22 protein-coding genes, 1 rRNA gene and 1 riboswitch are annotated in these 19,105 nt (G+C 45.6%); of the genes, 21 read left to right on the top strand and 2 right to left on the bottom strand.

Features of this window, described 5'->3' with window-relative positions:
- Positions 1-75: ribosomal RNA gene (gene rrf / locus ACL9RM_RS23265) — 5S ribosomal RNA — on the top strand; the annotation flags it as partial.
- 234 nt (positions 76-309) lie between these two features.
- On the top strand, positions 310-729 hold the full coding sequence (locus ACL9RM_RS23260) for a hypothetical protein (protein ID WP_013308104.1): 420 nt from the start codon (positions 310-312) through the stop codon (positions 727-729).
- Between the two features lie 373 nt (positions 730-1,102).
- Here the strand turns inward: ACL9RM_RS23260 and ACL9RM_RS23255 are convergent, their stop codons facing one another.
- A complete protein-coding gene (locus ACL9RM_RS23255) occupies positions 1,103-1,630 on the bottom strand; it encodes a hypothetical protein (protein WP_061831832.1) in 528 nt (175 codons plus the stop codon).
- A 400-nt stretch (positions 1,631-2,030) separates the two neighbouring features.
- On the opposite strand from ACL9RM_RS23255, the gene ACL9RM_RS23250 reads away from it, so the two are divergent.
- The 10 genes from ACL9RM_RS23250 to rsmI all read left to right on the top strand — a co-directional run bounded on the left by ACL9RM_RS23250 (position 2,031) and on the right by rsmI (position 9,962).
- Entirely contained in the window at positions 2,031-2,216 is a 186-nt protein-coding gene (locus ACL9RM_RS23250; protein WP_023986422.1) for a sigma factor G inhibitor Gin, read from the top strand.
- A 144-nt stretch (positions 2,217-2,360) separates the two neighbouring features.
- A complete protein-coding gene (locus ACL9RM_RS23245; RefSeq protein WP_250267098.1) occupies positions 2,361-3,944 on the top strand; it encodes an aminotransferase class I/II-fold pyridoxal phosphate-dependent enzyme in 1,584 nt (527 codons plus the stop codon).
- A 103-nt stretch (positions 3,945-4,047) separates the two neighbouring features.
- Positions 4,048-4,695 (top strand): dTMP kinase, encoded by a 648-nt coding sequence (gene tmk / locus ACL9RM_RS23240; protein WP_013308107.1) that lies wholly within the window; start codon positions 4,048-4,050, stop codon positions 4,693-4,695.
- Between the two features lie 74 nt (positions 4,696-4,769).
- Entirely contained in the window at positions 4,770-5,099 is a 330-nt protein-coding gene (locus ACL9RM_RS23235) for a cyclic-di-AMP receptor (protein ID WP_007427998.1), read from the top strand.
- Positions 5,100-5,296: 197 nt separating this feature from the next.
- Positions 5,297-5,740 carry a YaaR family protein gene (locus ACL9RM_RS23230; protein WP_013308108.1) on the top strand — a complete coding sequence of 148 codons (444 nt, stop codon included), beginning with the start codon at positions 5,297-5,299 and terminating at the stop codon, positions 5,738-5,740.
- A 161-nt stretch (positions 5,741-5,901) separates the two neighbouring features.
- Complete coding sequence (gene holB, locus ACL9RM_RS23225; protein ID WP_235306834.1) at positions 5,902-6,897, top strand: DNA polymerase III subunit delta'; 996 nt, start codon at positions 5,902-5,904, stop codon at positions 6,895-6,897.
- 138 nt (positions 6,898-7,035) lie between these two features.
- The gene (locus ACL9RM_RS23220; RefSeq protein ID WP_013308110.1) at positions 7,036-7,836 is read left to right on the top strand and encodes a PSP1 domain-containing protein; all 801 of its coding nucleotides are present in this window, start codon (positions 7,036-7,038) and stop codon (positions 7,834-7,836) included.
- Positions 7,837-7,863: 27 nt separating this feature from the next.
- Positions 7,864-8,238 carry a DNA replication initiation control protein YabA gene (gene yabA / locus ACL9RM_RS23215; protein ID WP_025722558.1) on the top strand — a complete coding sequence of 125 codons (375 nt, stop codon included), beginning with the start codon at positions 7,864-7,866 and terminating at the stop codon, positions 8,236-8,238.
- Positions 8,239-8,328: 90 nt separating this feature from the next.
- Entirely contained in the window at positions 8,329-9,084 is a 756-nt protein-coding gene (locus tag ACL9RM_RS23210) for a tRNA1(Val) (adenine(37)-N6)-methyltransferase (RefSeq protein ID WP_025722559.1), read from the top strand.
- Positions 9,081-9,962, top strand: coding sequence for a 16S rRNA (cytidine(1402)-2'-O)-methyltransferase (gene rsmI, locus ACL9RM_RS23205; RefSeq protein ID WP_250267100.1), 882 nt, complete (start codon positions 9,081-9,083; stop codon positions 9,960-9,962). The genes ACL9RM_RS23210 and rsmI overlap by 4 nt, the downstream gene beginning before the upstream one ends.
- A 124-nt stretch (positions 9,963-10,086) precedes the next feature.
- Here rsmI and ACL9RM_RS23200 read toward each other — a convergent pair whose 3' ends face one another.
- Complete coding sequence (locus ACL9RM_RS23200; RefSeq protein ID WP_007428005.1) at positions 10,087-10,341, bottom strand: AbrB/MazE/SpoVT family DNA-binding domain-containing protein; 255 nt, start codon at positions 10,339-10,341, stop codon at positions 10,087-10,089.
- Between the two features lie 331 nt (positions 10,342-10,672).
- Here ACL9RM_RS23200 and ACL9RM_RS23195 point away from each other — a divergent pair, with 331 nt between their 5' ends.
- The 9 genes from ACL9RM_RS23195 to ispE all read left to right on the top strand — a co-directional run bounded on the left by ACL9RM_RS23195 (position 10,673) and on the right by ispE (position 19,033).
- On the top strand, positions 10,673-11,956 hold the full coding sequence (locus ACL9RM_RS23195; RefSeq protein WP_250267101.1) for an HD domain-containing protein: 1,284 nt from the start codon (positions 10,673-10,675) through the stop codon (positions 11,954-11,956).
- A gap of 42 nt (positions 11,957-11,998) precedes the next feature.
- A complete protein-coding gene (locus tag ACL9RM_RS23190) occupies positions 11,999-12,769 on the top strand; it encodes a TatD family hydrolase (RefSeq protein ID WP_013308115.1) in 771 nt (256 codons plus the stop codon).
- A 201-nt stretch (positions 12,770-12,970) separates the two neighbouring features.
- Positions 12,971-13,253: riboswitch (cyclic di-AMP (ydaO/yuaA leader) on the top strand.
- A 271-nt stretch (positions 13,254-13,524) separates the two neighbouring features.
- The gene (locus tag ACL9RM_RS23185; protein WP_061831836.1) at positions 13,525-14,673 is read left to right on the top strand and encodes a 3D domain-containing protein; all 1,149 of its coding nucleotides are present in this window, start codon (positions 13,525-13,527) and stop codon (positions 14,671-14,673) included.
- A gap of 146 nt (positions 14,674-14,819) precedes the next feature.
- Positions 14,820-15,365, top strand: a complete 546-nt coding sequence (rnmV, locus tag ACL9RM_RS23180; protein ID WP_013308117.1) for a ribonuclease M5 — start codon at positions 14,820-14,822, stop codon at positions 15,363-15,365.
- A gap of 7 nt (positions 15,366-15,372) precedes the next feature.
- Positions 15,373-16,257 (top strand): 16S rRNA (adenine(1518)-N(6)/adenine(1519)-N(6))-dimethyltransferase RsmA, encoded by an 885-nt coding sequence (gene rsmA, locus ACL9RM_RS23175; protein WP_103049272.1) that lies wholly within the window; start codon positions 15,373-15,375, stop codon positions 16,255-16,257.
- Positions 16,258-16,312: 55 nt separating this feature from the next.
- Positions 16,313-17,209 carry a sporulation peptidase YabG gene (gene yabG, locus ACL9RM_RS23170; protein WP_061831846.1) on the top strand — a complete coding sequence of 299 codons (897 nt, stop codon included), beginning with the start codon at positions 16,313-16,315 and terminating at the stop codon, positions 17,207-17,209.
- 201 nt (positions 17,210-17,410) lie between these two features.
- Positions 17,411-17,692 (top strand): biofilm formation stimulator Veg, encoded by a 282-nt coding sequence (gene veg, locus ACL9RM_RS23165; RefSeq protein WP_013308120.1) that lies wholly within the window; start codon positions 17,411-17,413, stop codon positions 17,690-17,692.
- 162 nt (positions 17,693-17,854) lie between these two features.
- Positions 17,855-18,034 carry a small, acid-soluble spore protein, alpha/beta type gene (locus ACL9RM_RS23160; protein ID WP_007428013.1) on the top strand — a complete coding sequence of 60 codons (180 nt, stop codon included), beginning with the start codon at positions 17,855-17,857 and terminating at the stop codon, positions 18,032-18,034.
- A 144-nt stretch (positions 18,035-18,178) separates the two neighbouring features.
- Positions 18,179-19,033 carry a 4-(cytidine 5'-diphospho)-2-C-methyl-D-erythritol kinase gene (gene ispE / locus ACL9RM_RS23155; protein WP_069290753.1) on the top strand — a complete coding sequence of 285 codons (855 nt, stop codon included), beginning with the start codon at positions 18,179-18,181 and terminating at the stop codon, positions 19,031-19,033.
- Positions 19,034-19,105 lie beyond the last annotated feature (72 nt).

Genomic DNA, 19,105 nt, shown 5'->3' with positions numbered 1-19,105 from the left:
AACACGACCGTTAAGCCCTCCAGCGCCGATGGTACTTGGACCGCAGGGTCCTGGGAGAGTAGGACGTCGCCAAGCAACAAGTAAAGAGGATCATGATCTCGTTGAGATTATGATCCTTTTTTTGCATATACGTATATTTTAGAAATATCCTTACAAAAGGAAGGTAACATTTTTGTTACGGAATGTAGGAGTAAACCCTGTATAATATAGGTATTGAATCCCATACACACACGCTGCATTATTGCAGATTTATGCAAACTCCATCATAGGATTTTGTATAGTCAATCAGGCTGGTAAGGAGGGAAGATCATGCGGCGAAATAAATGGCTTGCTCTATTGGTGCTATTCAGTGTCGCTGTCGCGATTCTTACCGGGTGCGTGGAAGAGGAGCCTTCTTGGACATCGTTTGAGGGTGCTGCCAACGAGAAGACGTTTCCAGTTCCTAAAGAAGCTAGTAAAACCGATCGGGCCAGCAGTAATTCGGACATGGACTATGTTCGCTATGCACTGCCAGCGTTGAAGGAAAGTGATAGTCTACCTGCTCCTTATTTAGAAGAGATTGCAGCTTGGGGCTGGACTGAGGAACCGAATTTATCCACCTCGAATCAGAAGGTGTTTCAGAAAAATAAGCATATGGTGCATTTGTCTGTGCATGATGGTTCTTTTACTGTATTGGTTCCAAAAGACAGAAAGGCTGTTGTGAAGAGCAAAAGCGTGGATCTTAATTAGGGACACGGTTTTCAACCGAGTAAGTAGCATAGGATTTATTGTAGATCATATTTATAGTAAACTCAGCATATTGTATGCTGTGTATAATGATGAATGAAGAGATCGGATATGGGGAAGCACTCAGAACTGCCGTTGAGTAGGGAGTGGCTTCCTTTTATATATTTGCATGTTGATCAAATGCTCTACATGAATAACGAGGATAACGATGAGGAAAAGTTTACTTGATAAGAGAATAAAGCGATTTTAATTGTTAAGACACAAAAAAAAGGAGTAACCGTTTGAGGTTGCTCCTTTTTTATTGCTTCAGTCTAGATCGTTGGTAGGTTAGTTCAGACCTGAGTTTTCTATCTGTACGGATAATGAGTGATTAAATTTACTGTTGATAATATGAGGCATCTTCATCGGTAAACTTCAACATGCCGTCTTTTCTCTCGCCTGTAAGCCGACTGAGGATGTATAGACGCGGTGCAATAAGCCATAGATGCCAGAAGAGTAAGGATACAGTAAAGGCTGGTGGAGACCAGAGAATGAATACGGCTGATAAGCAGATACCGATCCAGAGGGTATGTATGTGCACACGACGAAAGATGCTATAGCCTATGTACTGGTCTGTCATATAGCCTAGCCAAGGTAATTTACGGTGGAATGCCCAGCGTTTGCGGAAGGATGTTCCGCCACCGATGTATAGGACAGATCGTGAGATTACGAAGTGTACCCATAAGGTTAGGAAAAAGGCAAGAGCAAACAAAAACACGCTAGTCCAGGAAAAGGCAAGAAGCAGAAAGAGAAGCATAATAACAGGCAGTGTGATATGACTCCATATTAGTTGACGCGGTATACTGATTTTTTTAATGAGCTTGTAGTGATAGTAGGTAGCTTTGGTTCCGGTTTCCTCTGTCATGCGAACAGTCCTTTCATTAATCTACTGCATCACAAGTGGCTTCCCGTCCACAGCCGGAAAAAGGGACGGTACTTCGCTCATGCCGCTTTAAATAAGCATTTAATCGTTTTTGTAGAAATACAGAATGATCGACATCCAGTGTTAGCTAGCCTACTCTATAATTACTGGAAAAGCTATCACTGATGAAGTGTTCAAGGGCTCCGATGAAAGGGTATCCATATATAAGAGCTTTTCTTATTATATCGGCATAGACGGCTGTTTTTTAAACATACGGGGTACAAACACCATAATGGCCCAGATGGAATATATATAGAGTATATCGTCGAACTGGGCTATGAAAAGGTTTAAAATAGTAGAAAGTGCCCCATACTAATAGTAAAAGAAACAAGGTGGGATGGATATGCATGATCAAGGCGGCCACCGCTGTATTATATGCGGGCAGCACAAGCATGAAGGCATTTTTATCGTTTCCGAGTTTATCTGTGATACGTGTGAAGCTGAAATGGTGCACACGGATGCAACTGATGCCAAATATCATTTTTTTATTGATCAACTAAAGCAAATCTGGGTACAGAAAAATGCATAATATCCTTTGCTAATTAGTCTTTGAAGGATTGGCATTCCAAGGTCTGTCGATACGGGCCTTTTTTTCTGTGAGTAAAAGTAGGATTCCGCTTGATTTTACGATAAAATAAGGTAGATATAAAGCTTTGTTTGGAAGGATTGCAGAATGATGGGGAAAAAGGCGGTACATGCACCATTAATGGAAGCTCTAATACGTTACCGGACTCAGGGCAATGCTTCTTTCCATGTACCCGGTCATAAAAATGGACAAGTATATGAGCACGAAAATATTGCATCTCTGTTGCAAGAAGTGATGTCTATTGATGCGACAGAGATTACTGGACTGGATGATTTGCATCACCCAGAAGATGTGATTCGTGAAGGGCAAGAGCTGGCTGCAAAGTGCTTTGGTGCTGAAGAGAGCTTTTGGCTAATTGGAGGAAGCACGGTCGGTAATTTGGCTATGATTTTAACTGTATGTACGGAGCCGGGAGATCTAGTGCTGGTACAGAGAAATGTACACAAATCTGTCCTGAACGGTCTCATGCTGTCAGGGGCTAATGCGGTATTCCTAGATCCGGAAATAGATACACTAAGCGGGCTGGCGGTTGCCCCAACGACGGATACAATAAAAACTGCACTGAAGGCTTATCCTTCGGCTAAAGGGGTGTTACTTACACTACCTAATTACTATGGGATGGGGCATGACCTGACGGCAACGGCTAAGGCCTGTCATGCAGCCCATGTACCGCTATTGATAGATGAGGCACACGGTGCCCATTATGGGTTGCATCCTCGTTTGCCAGCCTCTGCGCTATCCTGCGGGGCTGATGTAGTCGTCCAGTCGACACATAAAATGCTTCCAGCCATGACCATGGGGGCTATGTTACATGTGCAGGGAGAGAGAATCCATCGGGAACTGCTTCGTCAGCGTTTGGCGATGGTGCAAAGCTCTAGCCCTTCTTATCCGTTAATGGCTTCACTGGATTTGGCAAGATGGTATATAGAGGCGTATGGAACAGATGCTTTTACAGTGGGCTTAGCGGCGGCAGATGCTTTTAGAAAGGGCCTGGAGCAGCTCCCACGCTTTCGCTTGCTAGAACCTACACAGCAGGCACTAGAGGGAGAATATGCTCACAGGGGAATCTCTGAGGTCCTAGAAAGGGCTGATGAGGGAATAAGCGGATATTCAACCCAGGATCCTTTTAAATTGGTGCTGTATGATACATGGGGTATACTGGATGGGTTTGGACTCAAGCATGAGTTGGAGACTTACGGATGTGTTCCAGAGATGAGCGACGAAAAACATGTTGTTTTATTGTTTACGTTAGGCTCTACGGCTAAGGATGCGAGTCACCTGTTGCAGGCTCTTGTGCATATAGATAATGATATAAGATTTAAGGAGACGGCTGTTGAGCCGGGGTCAACGGAAAAAGAGCAGCAAAGATTCGAATTAGATTTTTCCACGTGGAACAATGATAGAATGAAGGGATACTCTAGTCCGGTGCCGTTTGGGCTTCGACCGATTAGCCCGGATCAGATGGAGACCGTGCCTGTAGACGAATCCGCTGGCAGGGTAGCGGCTGAAATGATTATCCCGTATCCTCCAGGTATTCCACTGCTATATGCAGGAGAAACGATCACAGAAGCGATTGCATTGCGGATGAGTCGTCTACGTGAGCTGGGAGCCAAGTGGCACGGGGTAGCAGATGAAAGTATGCTTACAATTCGGGTATTCCGTTTACAATAAAGATTAGATACTAGAGACTTAACAAATACAGAAGACTGAATAAAAGAAGCATACGTAGCCTATGGGTGACTTTTATTTTTCAGGCAGGAAAGCAGGGAATAACATGAATCGCAAAGGCATTTTTATCACACTGGAGGGGGGAGACGGCTCCGGTAAAACAACTATGATTCAACGGCTGGCGAAGTTTATGGAGGAAGAAGGCTATCCAGTCATCACGACGAGGGAGCCGGGTGGCATCGAAATTTCCGAAAAGATTCGTTCTATCATTTTGGACCCTGCTCATACCAGTATGGATGCTCGAACAGAGGCACTTTTATACGCGGCGGCGCGGCGTCAGCATTTGGTGGAGAAGGTAAAGCCGGCTATTGAACAGGGAGCTATCGTATTATGTGATCGTTTTGTGGATAGTAGCTTGGTCTATCAAGGATTTGCAAGAGGGATCGGAATTGAAGAGGTGGCTTCAATTAATCGCTTTGCGGTGGATGATTGGGAGCCGGATGCCACATTTTATCTGGATATTGAGCCCGAATTGGGATTGGCAAGAATTAATGCGTCACGAGGAGCAGAAATGGACCGCCTCGACATGGAGAGTATATCGTTTCACCATAAGGTGCGAGAGGCATATTTGGAGTTGGCTCGCAAATTTCCAGAGCGAATTACAATTGTTGATGCATCTCCGGCGCCAGAGCAGGTGGAGCAAGTATTGAAGGATTTGCTGAAAAAGCGGTTTGTTCAGAATTTTAGCATATAATTGTCGAAGGATATACGGTAAAATTGAGCTAGGGACAAGGTTGTCTCTAATATGACTTGAAGGAGGAATACAGGATGAAGCTGATTATTGCGATTGTACAGGATAAGGACAGTAACAGATTATCCAGCGGACTGGTGAAAGCTAATTTCCGTGCTACTAAATTGGCGAGCACAGGAGGATTTCTGCGTGCTGGTAATACGACATTTATGATCGGTGTTGATGACAATCAGGTGGACTCATTAATGAACGTCATTCGCAGCAGTTGCAAGGTTCGTGAACAGCTGGTCACACCCGTTACCCCTATGAGCGGGACGACGGATTCCTATTTACCGTTGCCTGTTGAAGTCCAGGTGGGTGGAGCGACGGTATTCGTGATGCCTGTAGACCGTTTCGAGCATTTCTGAATCTACACAATAGGGCCTATTCTGCCGATATGATAGGGGAATCGCCTGTATCTTCTCACATGATGAGAGTGAGGGCAGATCCACTAAAACGGCAGCGCTACAGCGCAGTTCCCGGAAAGCCGAAGAAACCCTGAGTTCTAGATTGAACTGTTCATGAAGGGGGAAAGTGGAAGCATCCGGGGAGAAAGCAGGTTTATATGAAAATAAATCCGGGCTATCGCCCTTTACAAAGTACATTGTCTACAAATGAAATGAGTGCAAAACCAATTCAGCCCAAGAGCTTCTCCGACGTTATGCAGCAAAATGGAGAGCAAGCTTCGCAGGAGGAATTGAATCGGCGCTTTAAGGAAATACAAATGCAGGGAGATCGTCTTGCACGTTCAATGACGATTCGTGAGCTGAAGGCCTATAAGATGCTGGTTAAACGGTTTTTGGAAGATACCGTTCGGCGAGGCGTGTCCATGAAGGACACGAAGGGCTGGGATCGCCGGGGACGCAGCAAACGTTATAAGCTGATTGATGAAGTGGATGAGCTGTTGCTCAAAATGGCGGATGAGCTGCTCGAAACCGAGCAAGGCAAGATTGAGCTTTTGCAAGGGGTCGGTGAGATCAGAGGATTGCTAATTAATCTCTCATTTTAATGCAGACTTATGTTATAAATGAATACAGACGGGCTGTTGCCACGAAGAAATAATCTGCTTGCTGATCATGCTGGCAGATTATTTTTGACTATGTACATGCCTGGAAGAACAACGATTTGCCGATGGATCACAGTTGTTTTCAGTGGAGAAAGTGAGGAAATATGTCTTTTCAACATATAATGGGCCAGGATGTAGCCAAAAAAATGCTGCAAAGTGCACTACGGAATCATACGGTCAACCATGCCTATGTTTTTAGCGGGCCGCCGGGAAGCGGGCAGATGAACATGGCGCAGATCTTTGCTAAGGCTTTATTTTGTGAGCGACAGACGGATGATGCATGCGGGGAGTGTTTGTCATGCCGCAAGGTAGAGCACGGGAATCATCCAGATTTGCATATTGTAGAGCCGGATGGAGCTACGATTAAAATTGATCAGATTCGTGGGCTTCAACGTATATTTTCTTACAAATCTGAAAGCTCCAATCCGAAGGTATATATCATTCGGCAGGCGGATACCATGACAGTGCAAGCTGCTAATAGCCTACTTAAATTTCTGGAGGAGCCCCAGATTCCAGTGGTCGGCATACTCATTTCTGAAAATGGACAGGCGTTGCTGCCTACGATTCAATCACGGACGCAGCAGGTTCCTTTCCACGCTTTACAGCCGGAGATGATGATGCAGGCATTAATTGGGGAAGGCTATACGGCAGGGCTTGTCCGGTCGGTCGTTCATATTGCTTCAGGACTGGAATCATGTAGAGAAATTCTCCAGCAGAATTGGTTTGCAGAAATTAGAAACGTAGTGTTACAATTAGTGAAGGAGTCCATGAGTCGGGGGAGCTCGTCTATTATTCTGGCTCAACAGAAGATTTTTAAAACTGGACTTTCTGAACACCTGGATATTCTGTTTCATCTGTTTCATTTGTGGTTTAAGGATATGCTTCATTTCCGTTACGGAAGGCACGAAAGCATTGTTTTCATAGATCATTTGGAGTCCGTCTCCAAATTGGCAATCACCCGCAGCACGGAACAATGGGTCTCTTATATGGATTTGGCCGCGAATTGCAGGAAGAAGCTCCGTTTTCACGTCAACGGGCAATTATGCGTGGAGCAGCTTCTGATTGGGTTGTCCGATACAAGCGGTTCTATCACCGGCTAACAGGAAGGCGCGCTTGTTCCACTCTGCACAATCCGCGACGCCAGGTTCCCGGTTTGTGCGACAGTGAGACTTCAATTGCGGCCATTCGTACAATGTCGGCTTCAAATGAGGTTTAGTGGCATACAAGGGGGTTAATTTTTGTATAGTGTAGTGGGTGTCCGTTTCAAGAAGGCGGGCAAGACTTATTATTTTGATCCGCTGGATCTTCCAGTGGAGAAAGAAAACTGCGTCATTGTAGAGACCGCGCGCGGTATTGAATATGGCAAGGTTGTAGTGGGCAAAAAAGAGGTAAATGATTCGGATGTTGTCCTGCCCTTAAAAAAAGTCATTCGTATTGCTGGGGATGATGACGCTCTTGTTGTAGAAGAGAATAAATTGGCGGCCAAGGATGCATTCGGCACGTGTTTAAATAAAATTAAAGACCATGGCCTTAAAATGAAGCTGGTAGATGTAGAATTTACATTTGACCGCAATAAGATCATTTTTTATTTTACGGCAGAGGGTCGGGTGGATTTTCGAGAGCTTGTAAAGGACTTGGCCAGTATTTTTCGTACACGGATCGAGCTGCGGCAGATCGGCGTACGGGATGAGGCTAAAATGCTTGGCGGAATCGGACCTTGTGGACGTATTCTGTGTTGCTCCTCATGGCTGGGGGATTTTGAGCCGGTATCTATTAAGATGGCGAAGGATCAGAGTTTGTCGCTGAATCCGACGAAGATTTCCGGGTTGTGCGGGAGATTGATGTGCTGTCTCAAGTTTGAACATGATAACTACGAAAGCATGCGAGAAGAGCTACCTCAGGTGGGTAAGATGGTTATCACCTCTTTGGGAGAAGGTAAAGTCGTAGGTGTGAATGCAGGTCATCGCACGGTGCATGTTCAACTATTTGAGATCAGTAAGGTCAAGGAACTTCCAATGGACGATGTAGTCGTCAAGTAAACCATTAGGTTGCTTCGGGGTGGAAACTTGGATAAATTAAATGTTTTTGCGCGTATTCACGAAATGGAAACCCAAATGGGACAGTTGCATAGCGATCTGGGTGAATTGAAACTGGCAGTAAAAGAGCTGCTGGAGGAAAATCAACGACTAACGATTGAAAACGAACAGGTGCGCAAGATGCTCAAACGTGAAACCTCTGGAGAAGAAAAGACGGCAAACAAGCCGAAGCTTCCTCCTCCGATCGTCATTAAGGATGAAGGGCAAACGGGTGAGGTCGTGGGCGAAGGCTACGACAATCTAGCGAGGCTGTATCATGAAGGATTTCATATATGCAACGTGTATTACGGACATTTGCGAACGGAAGGCGATTGCCTCTTCTGTCTGTCATTTTTGAATAAATAAAAACAAGCCGTAGGAGCAAGATGCCTACGGCTTTTTTGTAAGGAAGTATGAGTGAAAAGCGATTTTGGTTATAAAAGATGGGAGAGCACTATGTACGAAAATGAAAAGAAGTCGGAACGAATTGATGATCTGCTTTCACATAATTTGCGCATTATCCAAAGTGATGAAGTATTCAGCTTCTCGATGGACGCGGTCTTGCTGGCACGTTTTGCCGGTATTCCGCAGCGCGGGAAGATTCTGGATTTGTGTACTGGCAATGGGGTTGTCCCGCTGTTGCTAACGACACGAACAAAAGCGTCTATTGAAGGAATTGAGATTCAACCACGTTTGGCAGATATGGCTAGACGTAGTGTCAGCTTGAATGGATTAGAAGCAGCAATTCAGATTCGGGAAGGGGACCTACGTGAGCTGGTTCACATCACGGGACATGGTGTTTATGATGCGATTACCGTGAATCCCCCCTATATGCCGCTAAATGGTAGCGATATCAAGCTGAATCCTCACCAGGCAATTGCCCGTCATGAAGTGAACTGCACACTGGAAGAAGTCATTCAGGCATCCACCCGGCTTGTACGTAATGGGGGAAAGGTATCTATGGTTCATCGCCCGCAGCGGCTGGGTGAGATTATAACCTTGATGCGTAAACATAGTTTGGAACCCAAACGAATACGTTTTGTTCACCCACGAGTTCATATGGAAGCCAATATGGTACTAGTTGAAGCATTACGTGACGGCAAACCGGAGGTTCGTTTGTTGCCTCCGCTCATTGTATATCAGGAAAATGGGAATTATACTCAGGAAATAAGAGATATCTATGGAGAAGTAAGCAAGGGGGATTCTGTGTGAAAGCAGCTGTACAAAAAAGCTTTAGTACCAGCGAAGAAGAACGGGGAAAGTTGTATCTTGTTGCGACACCTATTGGAAATCTGGACGATATGACCTTTAGGGCGATTAACACCTTAAAATCATGTAGTATTATCGCTGCCGAAGATACACGGCAGACACGCAAACTGCTCACTCATTTCGAAATTACACCGGATATGCTCTTCAGTTATCATGAACATAATAAGGTTGCCAGTGGGCCTGAACTGATACGTTATATAATAGAAGGAAAAAATTTGGCACTGGTTAGCGATGCAGGTTTACCGGCCATTTCTGACCCTGGTTCGGATCTGGTCAAACTGGCACTGGAAGCGGAAATTAGCGTCATTCCTATCCCAGGGGCAAATGCGGCACTATCGGCTTTAATTGCCTCAGGACTGGATACAGAAAGGTTCACCTTCGCTGGCTTTCCACCACGGGAGAAAAAGGACCTAGAGAAGCTGTTGCTATCGTTTCAGGTATCTCACGGCACAATTATTTTTTATGAATCACCTCATCGTATTGTGAAGACATTGATGGTGTTGAAGGAAACATTAGGTTCACGCAAAGTGGTGCTTGCGCGTGAGCTGACCAAGCTGCATGAGGAATGGGTGCGGGGAACCGTGGAGCAATGCCTTGCTAAACTAGAGGAGAATCCACCGATTGGTGAATATTGTCTGGTGGTTGAAGGGAAAGACGAAGAGGAAGAGGAACAGGAACGTCAGGCATGGTGGCAGTCTTTAACGTTGGAGTCCCACGTCGCACATTATGAGGCACAGGGACTCACACGCAAGGATGCAATGAAGCGTACAGCCACAGATCGTTCAATCTCCAAGAGAGATGTTTACAACGCACTCTTATGAATATCTGCCTAAACAAAAAAGGGCCTTCCAACGGTTGGGTTCAAACCGTGGAAGGCAACAAGGAGTATATATGAAAAAGGTTAGAATTAACAATATCTGATAAGTCTATTATATACTAAAATTCTCAGTTTGTCACAGGTGTTGGGATTTCAGAAATGCAATCTTGGCAAACAATTTTCCCTTTGAAGTAAATTACGTTCTCAGCATTGCCGCAGAAGATACAAGCTGGCTCGTATTTTTTAAGCATGATGCGTTCGCCATCAACATAAATTTCCAAAGCGTCTTTCTCTCCGATTCCCAGGGTACGGCGCAATTCGATTGGAATAACAACACGTCCGAGCTCGTCAACTTTTCTTACAATACCAGTGGATTTCATCATAATAAATCAGGCTCCTCTCGCCGTTTAAAATAATATAAGTGTCATGATTCGACAAAATTTTCTCTTTTCTGATATTTACTATACCAACGATTCCCAAAACAGTCAACCTTAAAAATGTAGTAACAGTCTGATTATGCAAAAGTATTTAGATTAAAGAGCTTTACTTGTGTGTATTGCCTTATCTCATTGATGATTTATTCAGTTTGTCGATTTGGAAATGTCGAAAAACTATAATTCGACATATTACGACAAAGAATGTCGAATGAGGGAAAACATTTAGGATTTTATTGTATTTTAATCCATTATTCCGAATATTAAAGGAGCTGATATCTTGCACCAGCCACTTAGTGAAGAAAAAGTTTTTAAAGACCCGGTACATAATTACATCCATGTTCAGGATACTGTGATATGGCGGTTAATCAACACGCCGGAGTTCCAACGTTTACGGCGAATACGGCAGTTAGGAACGTCGTATCTTACGTTTCATGGAGCGGAGCATAGCCGGTTTTCACACTCATTGGGCGTATATGAGATTACGAGAAGTATTATTTCTCAATTTGAACGTGGAGATTTCCCGGATTGGCCGAAGGAGGAAAGGCTGGTTGCTCTGTGTGCAGCTCTATTGCATGATGTGGGGCACGGCCCATTTTCTCATTCAATTGAGGAAGCCTTTCATATGAACCATGAGGATTGGACATGCCGCATTGTACTGGGAGACACGGAGATCAACGCCGTGCTACGGCAAGTCGACGAGAAGCTTCCACAAAAGGTGGCTGCGGTTATAGCCAAAACGTATGATAAACCGATTGTTGTCAACCTGGTAACCAGTCCACTAGATGCCGATCGTATGGATTATTTGTTGCGGGATGCTCACTCGACAGGTGTCAACTACGGCACGATTGATTTGGATCGTATTTTACGACTGCTGCGTCCTCATAATGGGAGAATTGTTGTGAAGGAATCAGGTATGCATGCAGTAGAAGATTATTTAATGTCACGCTACCAGATGTATTGGCAAATTTATTTTCATCCTGTAACACGCAGCTCGGAAATCCTTTTACGTAAAATTTTCAAGCGAGCAAAGGAATTGTTTAAAAACGGATATGAGTTTGGATTTCTGCTGGACCCGTTGCCGGATCTGTTGAAAGGAGATCTTACAGTAGAGCAATATCTGATGCTCGACGAGTCATTAATCCAGACCGTATTTAGCCAGTGGAAACGAGAAAAGGACGAGATTTTAAGTGATTTGAGCAGCCGGTTTATGGACCGTAGATTGTATAAATATGTAGAGATTGAAAATATGGATACAGATACCATTGACAGTATTCGAGAAGCTTTGAAAGAGGCTGGTTTGCACCCTGAATATGATTTTGAAATTGATTTTCCGACAGATCTTCCTTATGATGTGTTTCGGCAGGGTGGCTCGACGGACAACCAGATTTTACTGCTTGGACGTCAGGGCGAGGTGAGTGAAATATCCGAAGTTTCGGAAATTGTGCGCTCAATAAGTGGTATTCACCGAGGGAAATATCATATGTATTTTCCCCAGAATAAATTGAACGCGGTAAAAGACAGGATTCCTGCCGAAATAAGGAATTATTTTGTCAAAGAATAGACAACTATATAGAAATGTAAGTAAAAAAAGGAGATGTAAACCTTGGATTTATTCGACACTCATACTCACTTGGATGCGCCACAATTTGACGAAGATCGTGAAGAAGTTATAGCACGTGCTGTCGAATCAGGAGTAACGCGGATGATCAATATCGGATTTAATCGTGAGACCATTCCATCCACCATGAAATTGGCCGAGACGTATGATTTTATTTATGCGGCAGTTGGATGGCACCCACAGGATGCTATTACAATGCAGGAGGGCGATCTAGAATGGATTGCATCGTTATGCAGTCATAAAAAGGTTGTAGCCATCGGGGAGATCGGTCTGGATTATTATTGGGATACATCACCGAAGGATGTGCAGCATCGGGTGTTTCGAAATCAAATTGGTCTGGCTCGTGAGCTCAAGATGCCCATTGTTATTCATAACCGGGATGCACATGAAGATATTGTTAAGATTTTGCGCGAGGAAAAAGCGAGTGAGATTGGTGGAGTCATGCACTCCTTTTCGGGTAGCTGGGAGACAGCCAAAATGGTGCTGGATATGGGATTTCACCTTTCCTTCGGTGGTCCAATAACGTTCAAAAATGCCAAGCAGCCAAAAGAGGTGCTCGCACAGGTGCCGCTGGACCGTCTGCTCATTGAAACTGATGCTCCCTATCTGACGCCTCATCCGTTTCGTGGGAAGCGAAATGAGTCTGCACATGTGAGACTGGTAGCAGAGGCTGCAGCCCAAATCAAAGGGATTACAGTGGAGGAATTAGTGTCAATAACGACCCGAAATGCCCTGGAACGATTTGACATTCAATGAAAAAGTGAAGAAATCGATCAAAATAAAGAGATAGACGAAGCTAATCATGAATTTGTTGCAGGAAACTCGAGAATATTACAATATTTTAACCGAATATTTTAAAAAATGTACTTGAAACCTGCTTTACAACATGCATAGAAACAGGATATCATCTTTTCAGTGAATTGTTGTTTGAATGTAAACATCAACAAGTCATTTCATGAACCAGTCTCGCTGAGTCCCTTTTACAGGGAACGGGGGAACCGATATGGCTTACAGTACGTCCGGCGTATGTGCAAGAAGGGAACGTCTCTTCCGCCAGCCGGCTCGACCTAAATTCTTTTCCCGGATGGGATTGAACAGGTGGAGGAGCCGTATTTCGATTTCTTTCTGGGTCTTCGGGGTGAATGTGAAGGCGACCGCCATGAGCGGTTGACCCAAGCTAGGGCGACTCTCTACGTCCGAACCCGACAGCTAACCCCGTAAGCGTAACAAGAGAGAAGCCATCTCGTGCATGAGTTTTCCCGCATATTCACACATGCCGGAAGCCACGAAAGAGCTCTCTAGTCTCTTTCTCTGGCTTTTTTTGTTGTGAATAAAAGAAAATCTGTCATCATACTGTGGTTAAACAGGGGAGGACAGCATGCCGCGAAGACGGGTACATGGTGCAGGACAGTCGTAGTTTGGGCTTGTCTTGTAGAAAATCTGTTATAGTCACGTCAAATCTCAACTATGTCTTACTCCAGACGGCGGGCTATGTAAGGAGGACGGAGGAAATGGGCATTTTCCAGAAAAAGGATACCCATGAGTCACGCTCATCCAGCATGTCTTACGTATTGCGTTGGAAGCAAGAGAATGTGCGCCAGGCTGCTTTGGTTGCTATTTTTCTAATCGCGCTAACGATTATGATTTCAATTCTGATGTACACGCAATCTAAAAAACAAGTCTTTTTTGTCATCGATGGCAAGGCGTCTGCGGTAGAAACCCGGGAATCCAAGCTTCAAGATTTGCTGAGCGAGCATTCCATTTCACTTCAGCCGCATGATACAGTTTCCATGCCGCTAAATGGAGCAATACAGGATGGCGATCGCGTAGTCATTAAACGTGCCAATCAGGTTAAAGTATCTTCAGGCAATGAGACGAAAAAGCTGTACACAACAGAAAATACAGTAGAAGGTGCCATTCGTACCTCGGGCTATAAATTATCATCAACGGATAAAGTTTATCCTGCGTTGGATGCCTCTGTTTCGTCTAACATGGACATAAAAATCGTCCGTGTGAAGAAACAGCAGGTCGAACAGAAAAAGCAGGTGCCTTATCAGGTCATCAAAACGGCCGATCCGAGTCTTTATAAAGGCGATAATCGGGTCATTCAAAGCGGCAAATCGGGTGTGGTCGTCCAGCACGTTCAAAAGGTATATCATGATGGAAAGTTGGTATCCAAACAGCTGGTTAACAAGGAAGTTGCACAGAACCGTGTGGATAAAGTCATTGCGGTAGGAACGAAGAAAAAACCGGTCGTTCTTGCTGCTTCCGTCGGTCCCAATGATGCGGTTAAGGCAACAACGGTTAGTTCGGGCAGTGCTGTCCGTAAAGCAGGCGTAAATTTTAAATATAGCAAAGTTTTACAAAATGTCTCCATGACGGCGTATTCCTCACAGGAGCCAGGTATCGGTACACGTACTGCATCCGGCGCACGTGTCACGGAAGGACGCACCATCGCGGTCGATCCGAGTATAATTCCAATCGGCTGGTGGGTGTACATCGAAGGGGTGGGCTTCCGTCGTGCGGAGGATACCGGTGGCGCGATTAAAGGCCACAAAATCGATGTGTATTATGAGAGTTTGAGCCGAGCCAACCAATTTGGTCGTAAGCACGGTAAAACCGTATATGTTATCGGACCGGTAAAGCCTGAAATCAACTAAAACAGGTTGTGTATGTTGAGGGCAATGCGATAGTATTAACAACATAGTTATGCCATGCTAAGAAGAGGATATCCTCTTCTTATTTTGTTTTCAAAAGCAGGGAAAGATAAATATAGCTTGCTGTGTAGCAGTGGAGGGAAACGCAAATGATCAAGGAAGTGATCGTGGTAGAGGGCCGGGATGATACGGTGGCCATTCGCCGCGCTGTTGAAGCGGATACGATAGAAACTGGCGGCTCCGCCATTAATAAAATGACGCTGCGTAAAATTGCATTGGCGCAGGAGCGGCGGGGGGTCATCATTTTAACCGATCCCGATCATGCAGGGGAGCGCATCCGTAAGATTATCGCTTCCAAGGTACCCGGCTGCAAGCAGGCCTTTATACCCGAGGCAGAAGCGACGCGTAAAGGAGATATTGGCGTGGAGAATGCCTCACCAGAAGCGATCAGACACGCTCTTGCACGGGTCCATACGACAGTGGAAGGCGCCGACCCGCTGATTGAGTGGGCGGACCTGATTGATGCTGGACTCATCACCCATCCCAATGCTGCTGCACGCCGTATGGCCTTAGGGAATGTACTGGGTATTGGTTATTGTAACGGAAAGCAGCTACATAAACGGCTCTCTGTATTTCAGATCAGCCGCGAGGAATTTGCCGGGGCGCTGGCACAAATTGAAAGTGAAGGATTGTGATGTCCGTATGACAGGGATTCAAGATATAGCAACACCGCGGCGTACGAAGGAAATTATTCAACGGCACGGTTTTTCGTTCAAAAAGAGTTTGGGACAAAATTTCCTGATTGATCAAAATATTCTCAATAAGATTGTAAATGCTGCCGGATTGGATGAGACGAAGGGTGCACTTGAGATCGGTCCTGGGATTGGCGCTTTGACCGAGAAGCTGGCGCAATCGGCCAAGGCAGTTACCGCTGTCGAGATTGACCAGCGGCTGCTGCCAATTCTCGAAGAGGTGTTGGCCCCTTACGAGCATGTGAAGGTACGTCATGGAGACGTGCTGAAGCTGGATTTGCGAGAGGTGTTCGCAGCCGATTTTGCAGACGTGAGTAAAGTAAGTGTCGTGGCTAATCTGCCGTACTATGTTACTACACCGATTCTGATGAGGCTGCTGGAGGACAAGCTCCCTCTGGAGAATATCGTCGTTATGATCCAAAAAGAAGTGGCTGAGCGCATGGCTGCGTCTCCTGGAACGAAGGATTACGGCAGTCTGAGCATTGCAGTGCAATATTACAGCGAACCTGAATTAGTCTGCACTGTGCCGAATACAGTATTTATTCCCCAGCCAAATGTGGAGTCTGCAGTCATCCGGCTGCGTGTACGGGAAGCCCCTCCGGTAGAAGTGGTGGATGAGAAGCACTTCTTTGAAGTGGTTCATGCTGCTTTTGCCCAGCGTCGTAAAACCATTTCCAATAACTTGAAGAGCCGTTTCTTCACCAAAGAGAACAGGGACACGCTGGAGCCGTTGTTGCAACAAGCTGGTATTGAACCCTCCCGTCGAGGAGAAACGCTAAGTATTGAGGAATTTGCGCGTCTCAGCGCTGTGCTGTTGGAGGCAGGTATATCCTAAGCTGGAACCAAACTGTGCATTCACCCATACGATATAGGAGGGGTGATACAGTGTGATGAGTTTAGGAGACTTGGTCGTTCGGAAATCGTACGGCGGAGATGTCACGTTTCGTGTTGAGGACATCCAGCGGGATAAAGCGATCATTAAGGGAATAGAATTTCGGCTGCTGGCTGATTCCCCGGTGAACGATCTGGTCAGAGTGCCTGCAGACCAGATTAGCGGTAAGACTCAGCAGGCCCACATTAAGGCTGGTGAGTCTCTTAATCTGTTGCAACGGGCACGCCAGCAGCAAGCTGCTCGTAGTCAGGCAGCTCTGGTAGGGGACTGGAGTGATCCGGTTGAGTCAACGTATTTTGAAATGCCGGGAAAGGTTCTTCACCTGGATGGAGATCCCAGCTATCTGAAAAAATGTCTCAGTTTATATGAACAGCTCCGTGTTCCTGCAGAGGGACATCACGTTCACGAATCGGCAATGGCGGACACGTTGTACCGACTGCTTCCTCGTATCCGTCCGGATATCGTAGTCATTACCGGACATGACGGTGTGCTGAAGCAGCCACAGCCTTACGATTTGTACAGCTTGAAAAGTTATAAAAATTCGCAAAATTTTGTGGCGGCGATTCAGGTAGCAAGACAATATGAACGTCATCTGGATTCGCTGACGATTGTAGCGGGAGCGTGCCAGTCCCATTTTGAGGCGCTGCTACGTGCGGGAGCGAACTTCGCCAGCTCACCAGGGCGTATCCTGATTCACGCGCTGGACCCCGTTTACGTGGCTGCCAAGGCGGCCTTTACTTCGATCCGTGATACGGTCAACATGGGGGACCTGTTTCACCAGACAATCAGTGGCAGTCGCGGAGTGGGTGGAATTGAAACTAGGGGAAGCTATCGCATCGGCCTGCCGAAGCTTGAAAATTTATCAACGCTTAAAGTAACGCCTTCCGCAATCTAGAATTCAAATGTGCCAATAGGATTAACCTGAGCAAAAAGCCTCTGCTTTCAGAGGCTTTTTGTCATTTTTTATATAAATTATTCCTGTTCGCAAAAAATTAAATTGACAACTTATTTTTCGTGTTGTTATAATATTTAGCTTGATTTGACAATCCCTCTAAAATTCGTTATAATGGACAAGGAAAGAGGTGGTCGTTAGGCAATGGCTAAAAATACGCTGTTGGAAATCAAACGCAGTCTCGACGCACATGTAGGGCAAAAAATTTTGCTGCGGGCTAACGGCGGACGCCGTAAGACCGTCGAACGAACTGGTGTCTTGGAAGAAACGTACCCTTCTGTTTTTATCGTCAAGCTGGATCAGGAGCAACAGACGTTTAAACGTGTCTCCTACAGCTATGCTGACATTCTTACCGAGTCGGTAGAAGTCAGCGTATATGATCCCGACTCCCATACAAGTGTAGTCGAATATTTTGAAACACCTTAATTGATTTCGTGATTTATACCAGCTTTGCAGGTTTAACGACGGCTTCGTCATTTCAAATGACGGGGCCGTTTTGTATATACAGAGCAGGATGAAGCAAGACATCTCTGCACATACTAAGCCGGGAATGATCTTCCTTATTCCATTGCCGAAGGAGGCGTATGTATGAGCCGAAGAAGACGGAGTGTCATGTCGGAGGAGCTAAAGTACGAGCTGGCCAAAGATCTTGGATTTTACGACACGGTCAAGGAAGAAGGCTGGGGAGGCATTAAAGCCAAGGATGCGGGCAATATGGTCAAGCGGGCTATCCAACTTGCCGAGCAGGCAGCTTCCCGCAAATCGTAGCTATCGGTGGTGCTGATGAAAAGCGGGGATATCCGGGATTAGACCGGGTCATCTCCGCTTTTTTGAACCTCATGACTTGACACGCTGAGTCTGATATAATATGTTAAGCTGTCTTGAGGGAAAAGTTGAAGGTGGGTGAACGCCTTGAAAATATATGAAAAAGCACCGGCGAAAATCAATTTAATGCTTGATGTTCTACGTAAGCGGGACGATGGTTATCACGAGGTCGAAATGATTATGACCATGGTCGATCTGTCTGACCGATTGACGATGTCTGAGTTACCGCGTGATACCATTATTATTTCAAGTCAAGCCGGGTACATACCATTGGATGAAAAGAACTTGGCTTTTCAGGCTGCTCGTCTGATCAAAGAACGTTATAACGTGTCTACGGGCGTCCACATTCATCTGGATAAGCATATCCCGGTGGCGGCAGGGTTGGCGGGTGGAAGTAGTGATGCTGCCGCAGCGCTGCGTGGACTGAACAAGCTATGGAAGCTTGGTATTTCGGATGCCGAATTAAGGGTGCTGGGTGCGGAACTGGGCTCAGATGTACCTTTCTGTATTACAGGGGGTACAGCTTTAGCAAGTGGACGCGGAGAACTGCTCAAGCCACTTCCGAATCCGCCACAATGCTGGGTGATCCTTGCGAAGCCGCCGATTAATGTATCGACGGCTGAAGTGTATGGTCGTGTCAAAGCAGATCAGATTGCGCACCACCCGTCTGCCCGCCAGATGGAGCATGCGATCCATAACGCTTCTTTTACGGATGTATGCAACGCGCTGGGGAATGTACTTGAGGATGTAACACTAAAGCTGTATCCAGAGGTAGAGCATCTTAAAAACTCCATGATCCGCTTAGGAGCAGACGGTGTGCTGATGTCAGGTAGCGGACCTACAGTGTTCGGACTGGTATCGAAGGAAGCCAAAGTGCCACGGATTTACAATGGACTAAGAGGGTTTTGTAAAGATGTGTACGCAGTACGACTTTTGACCTGATTTTAGATATTTCTTTCATATTATAGTGGTAATTGTTGTACAAATACGTACGAAGATGATATATTTACTATT

This window comes from Paenibacillus sp. S29 (assembly GCF_049319765.1).
Classification (GTDB): domain Bacteria; phylum Bacillota; class Bacilli; order Paenibacillales; family Paenibacillaceae; genus Paenibacillus; species Paenibacillus polymyxa_B.
Note: the sequence above shows the minus strand (reverse complement) of the source record. Positions and strands in the feature narration are given on the sequence as shown.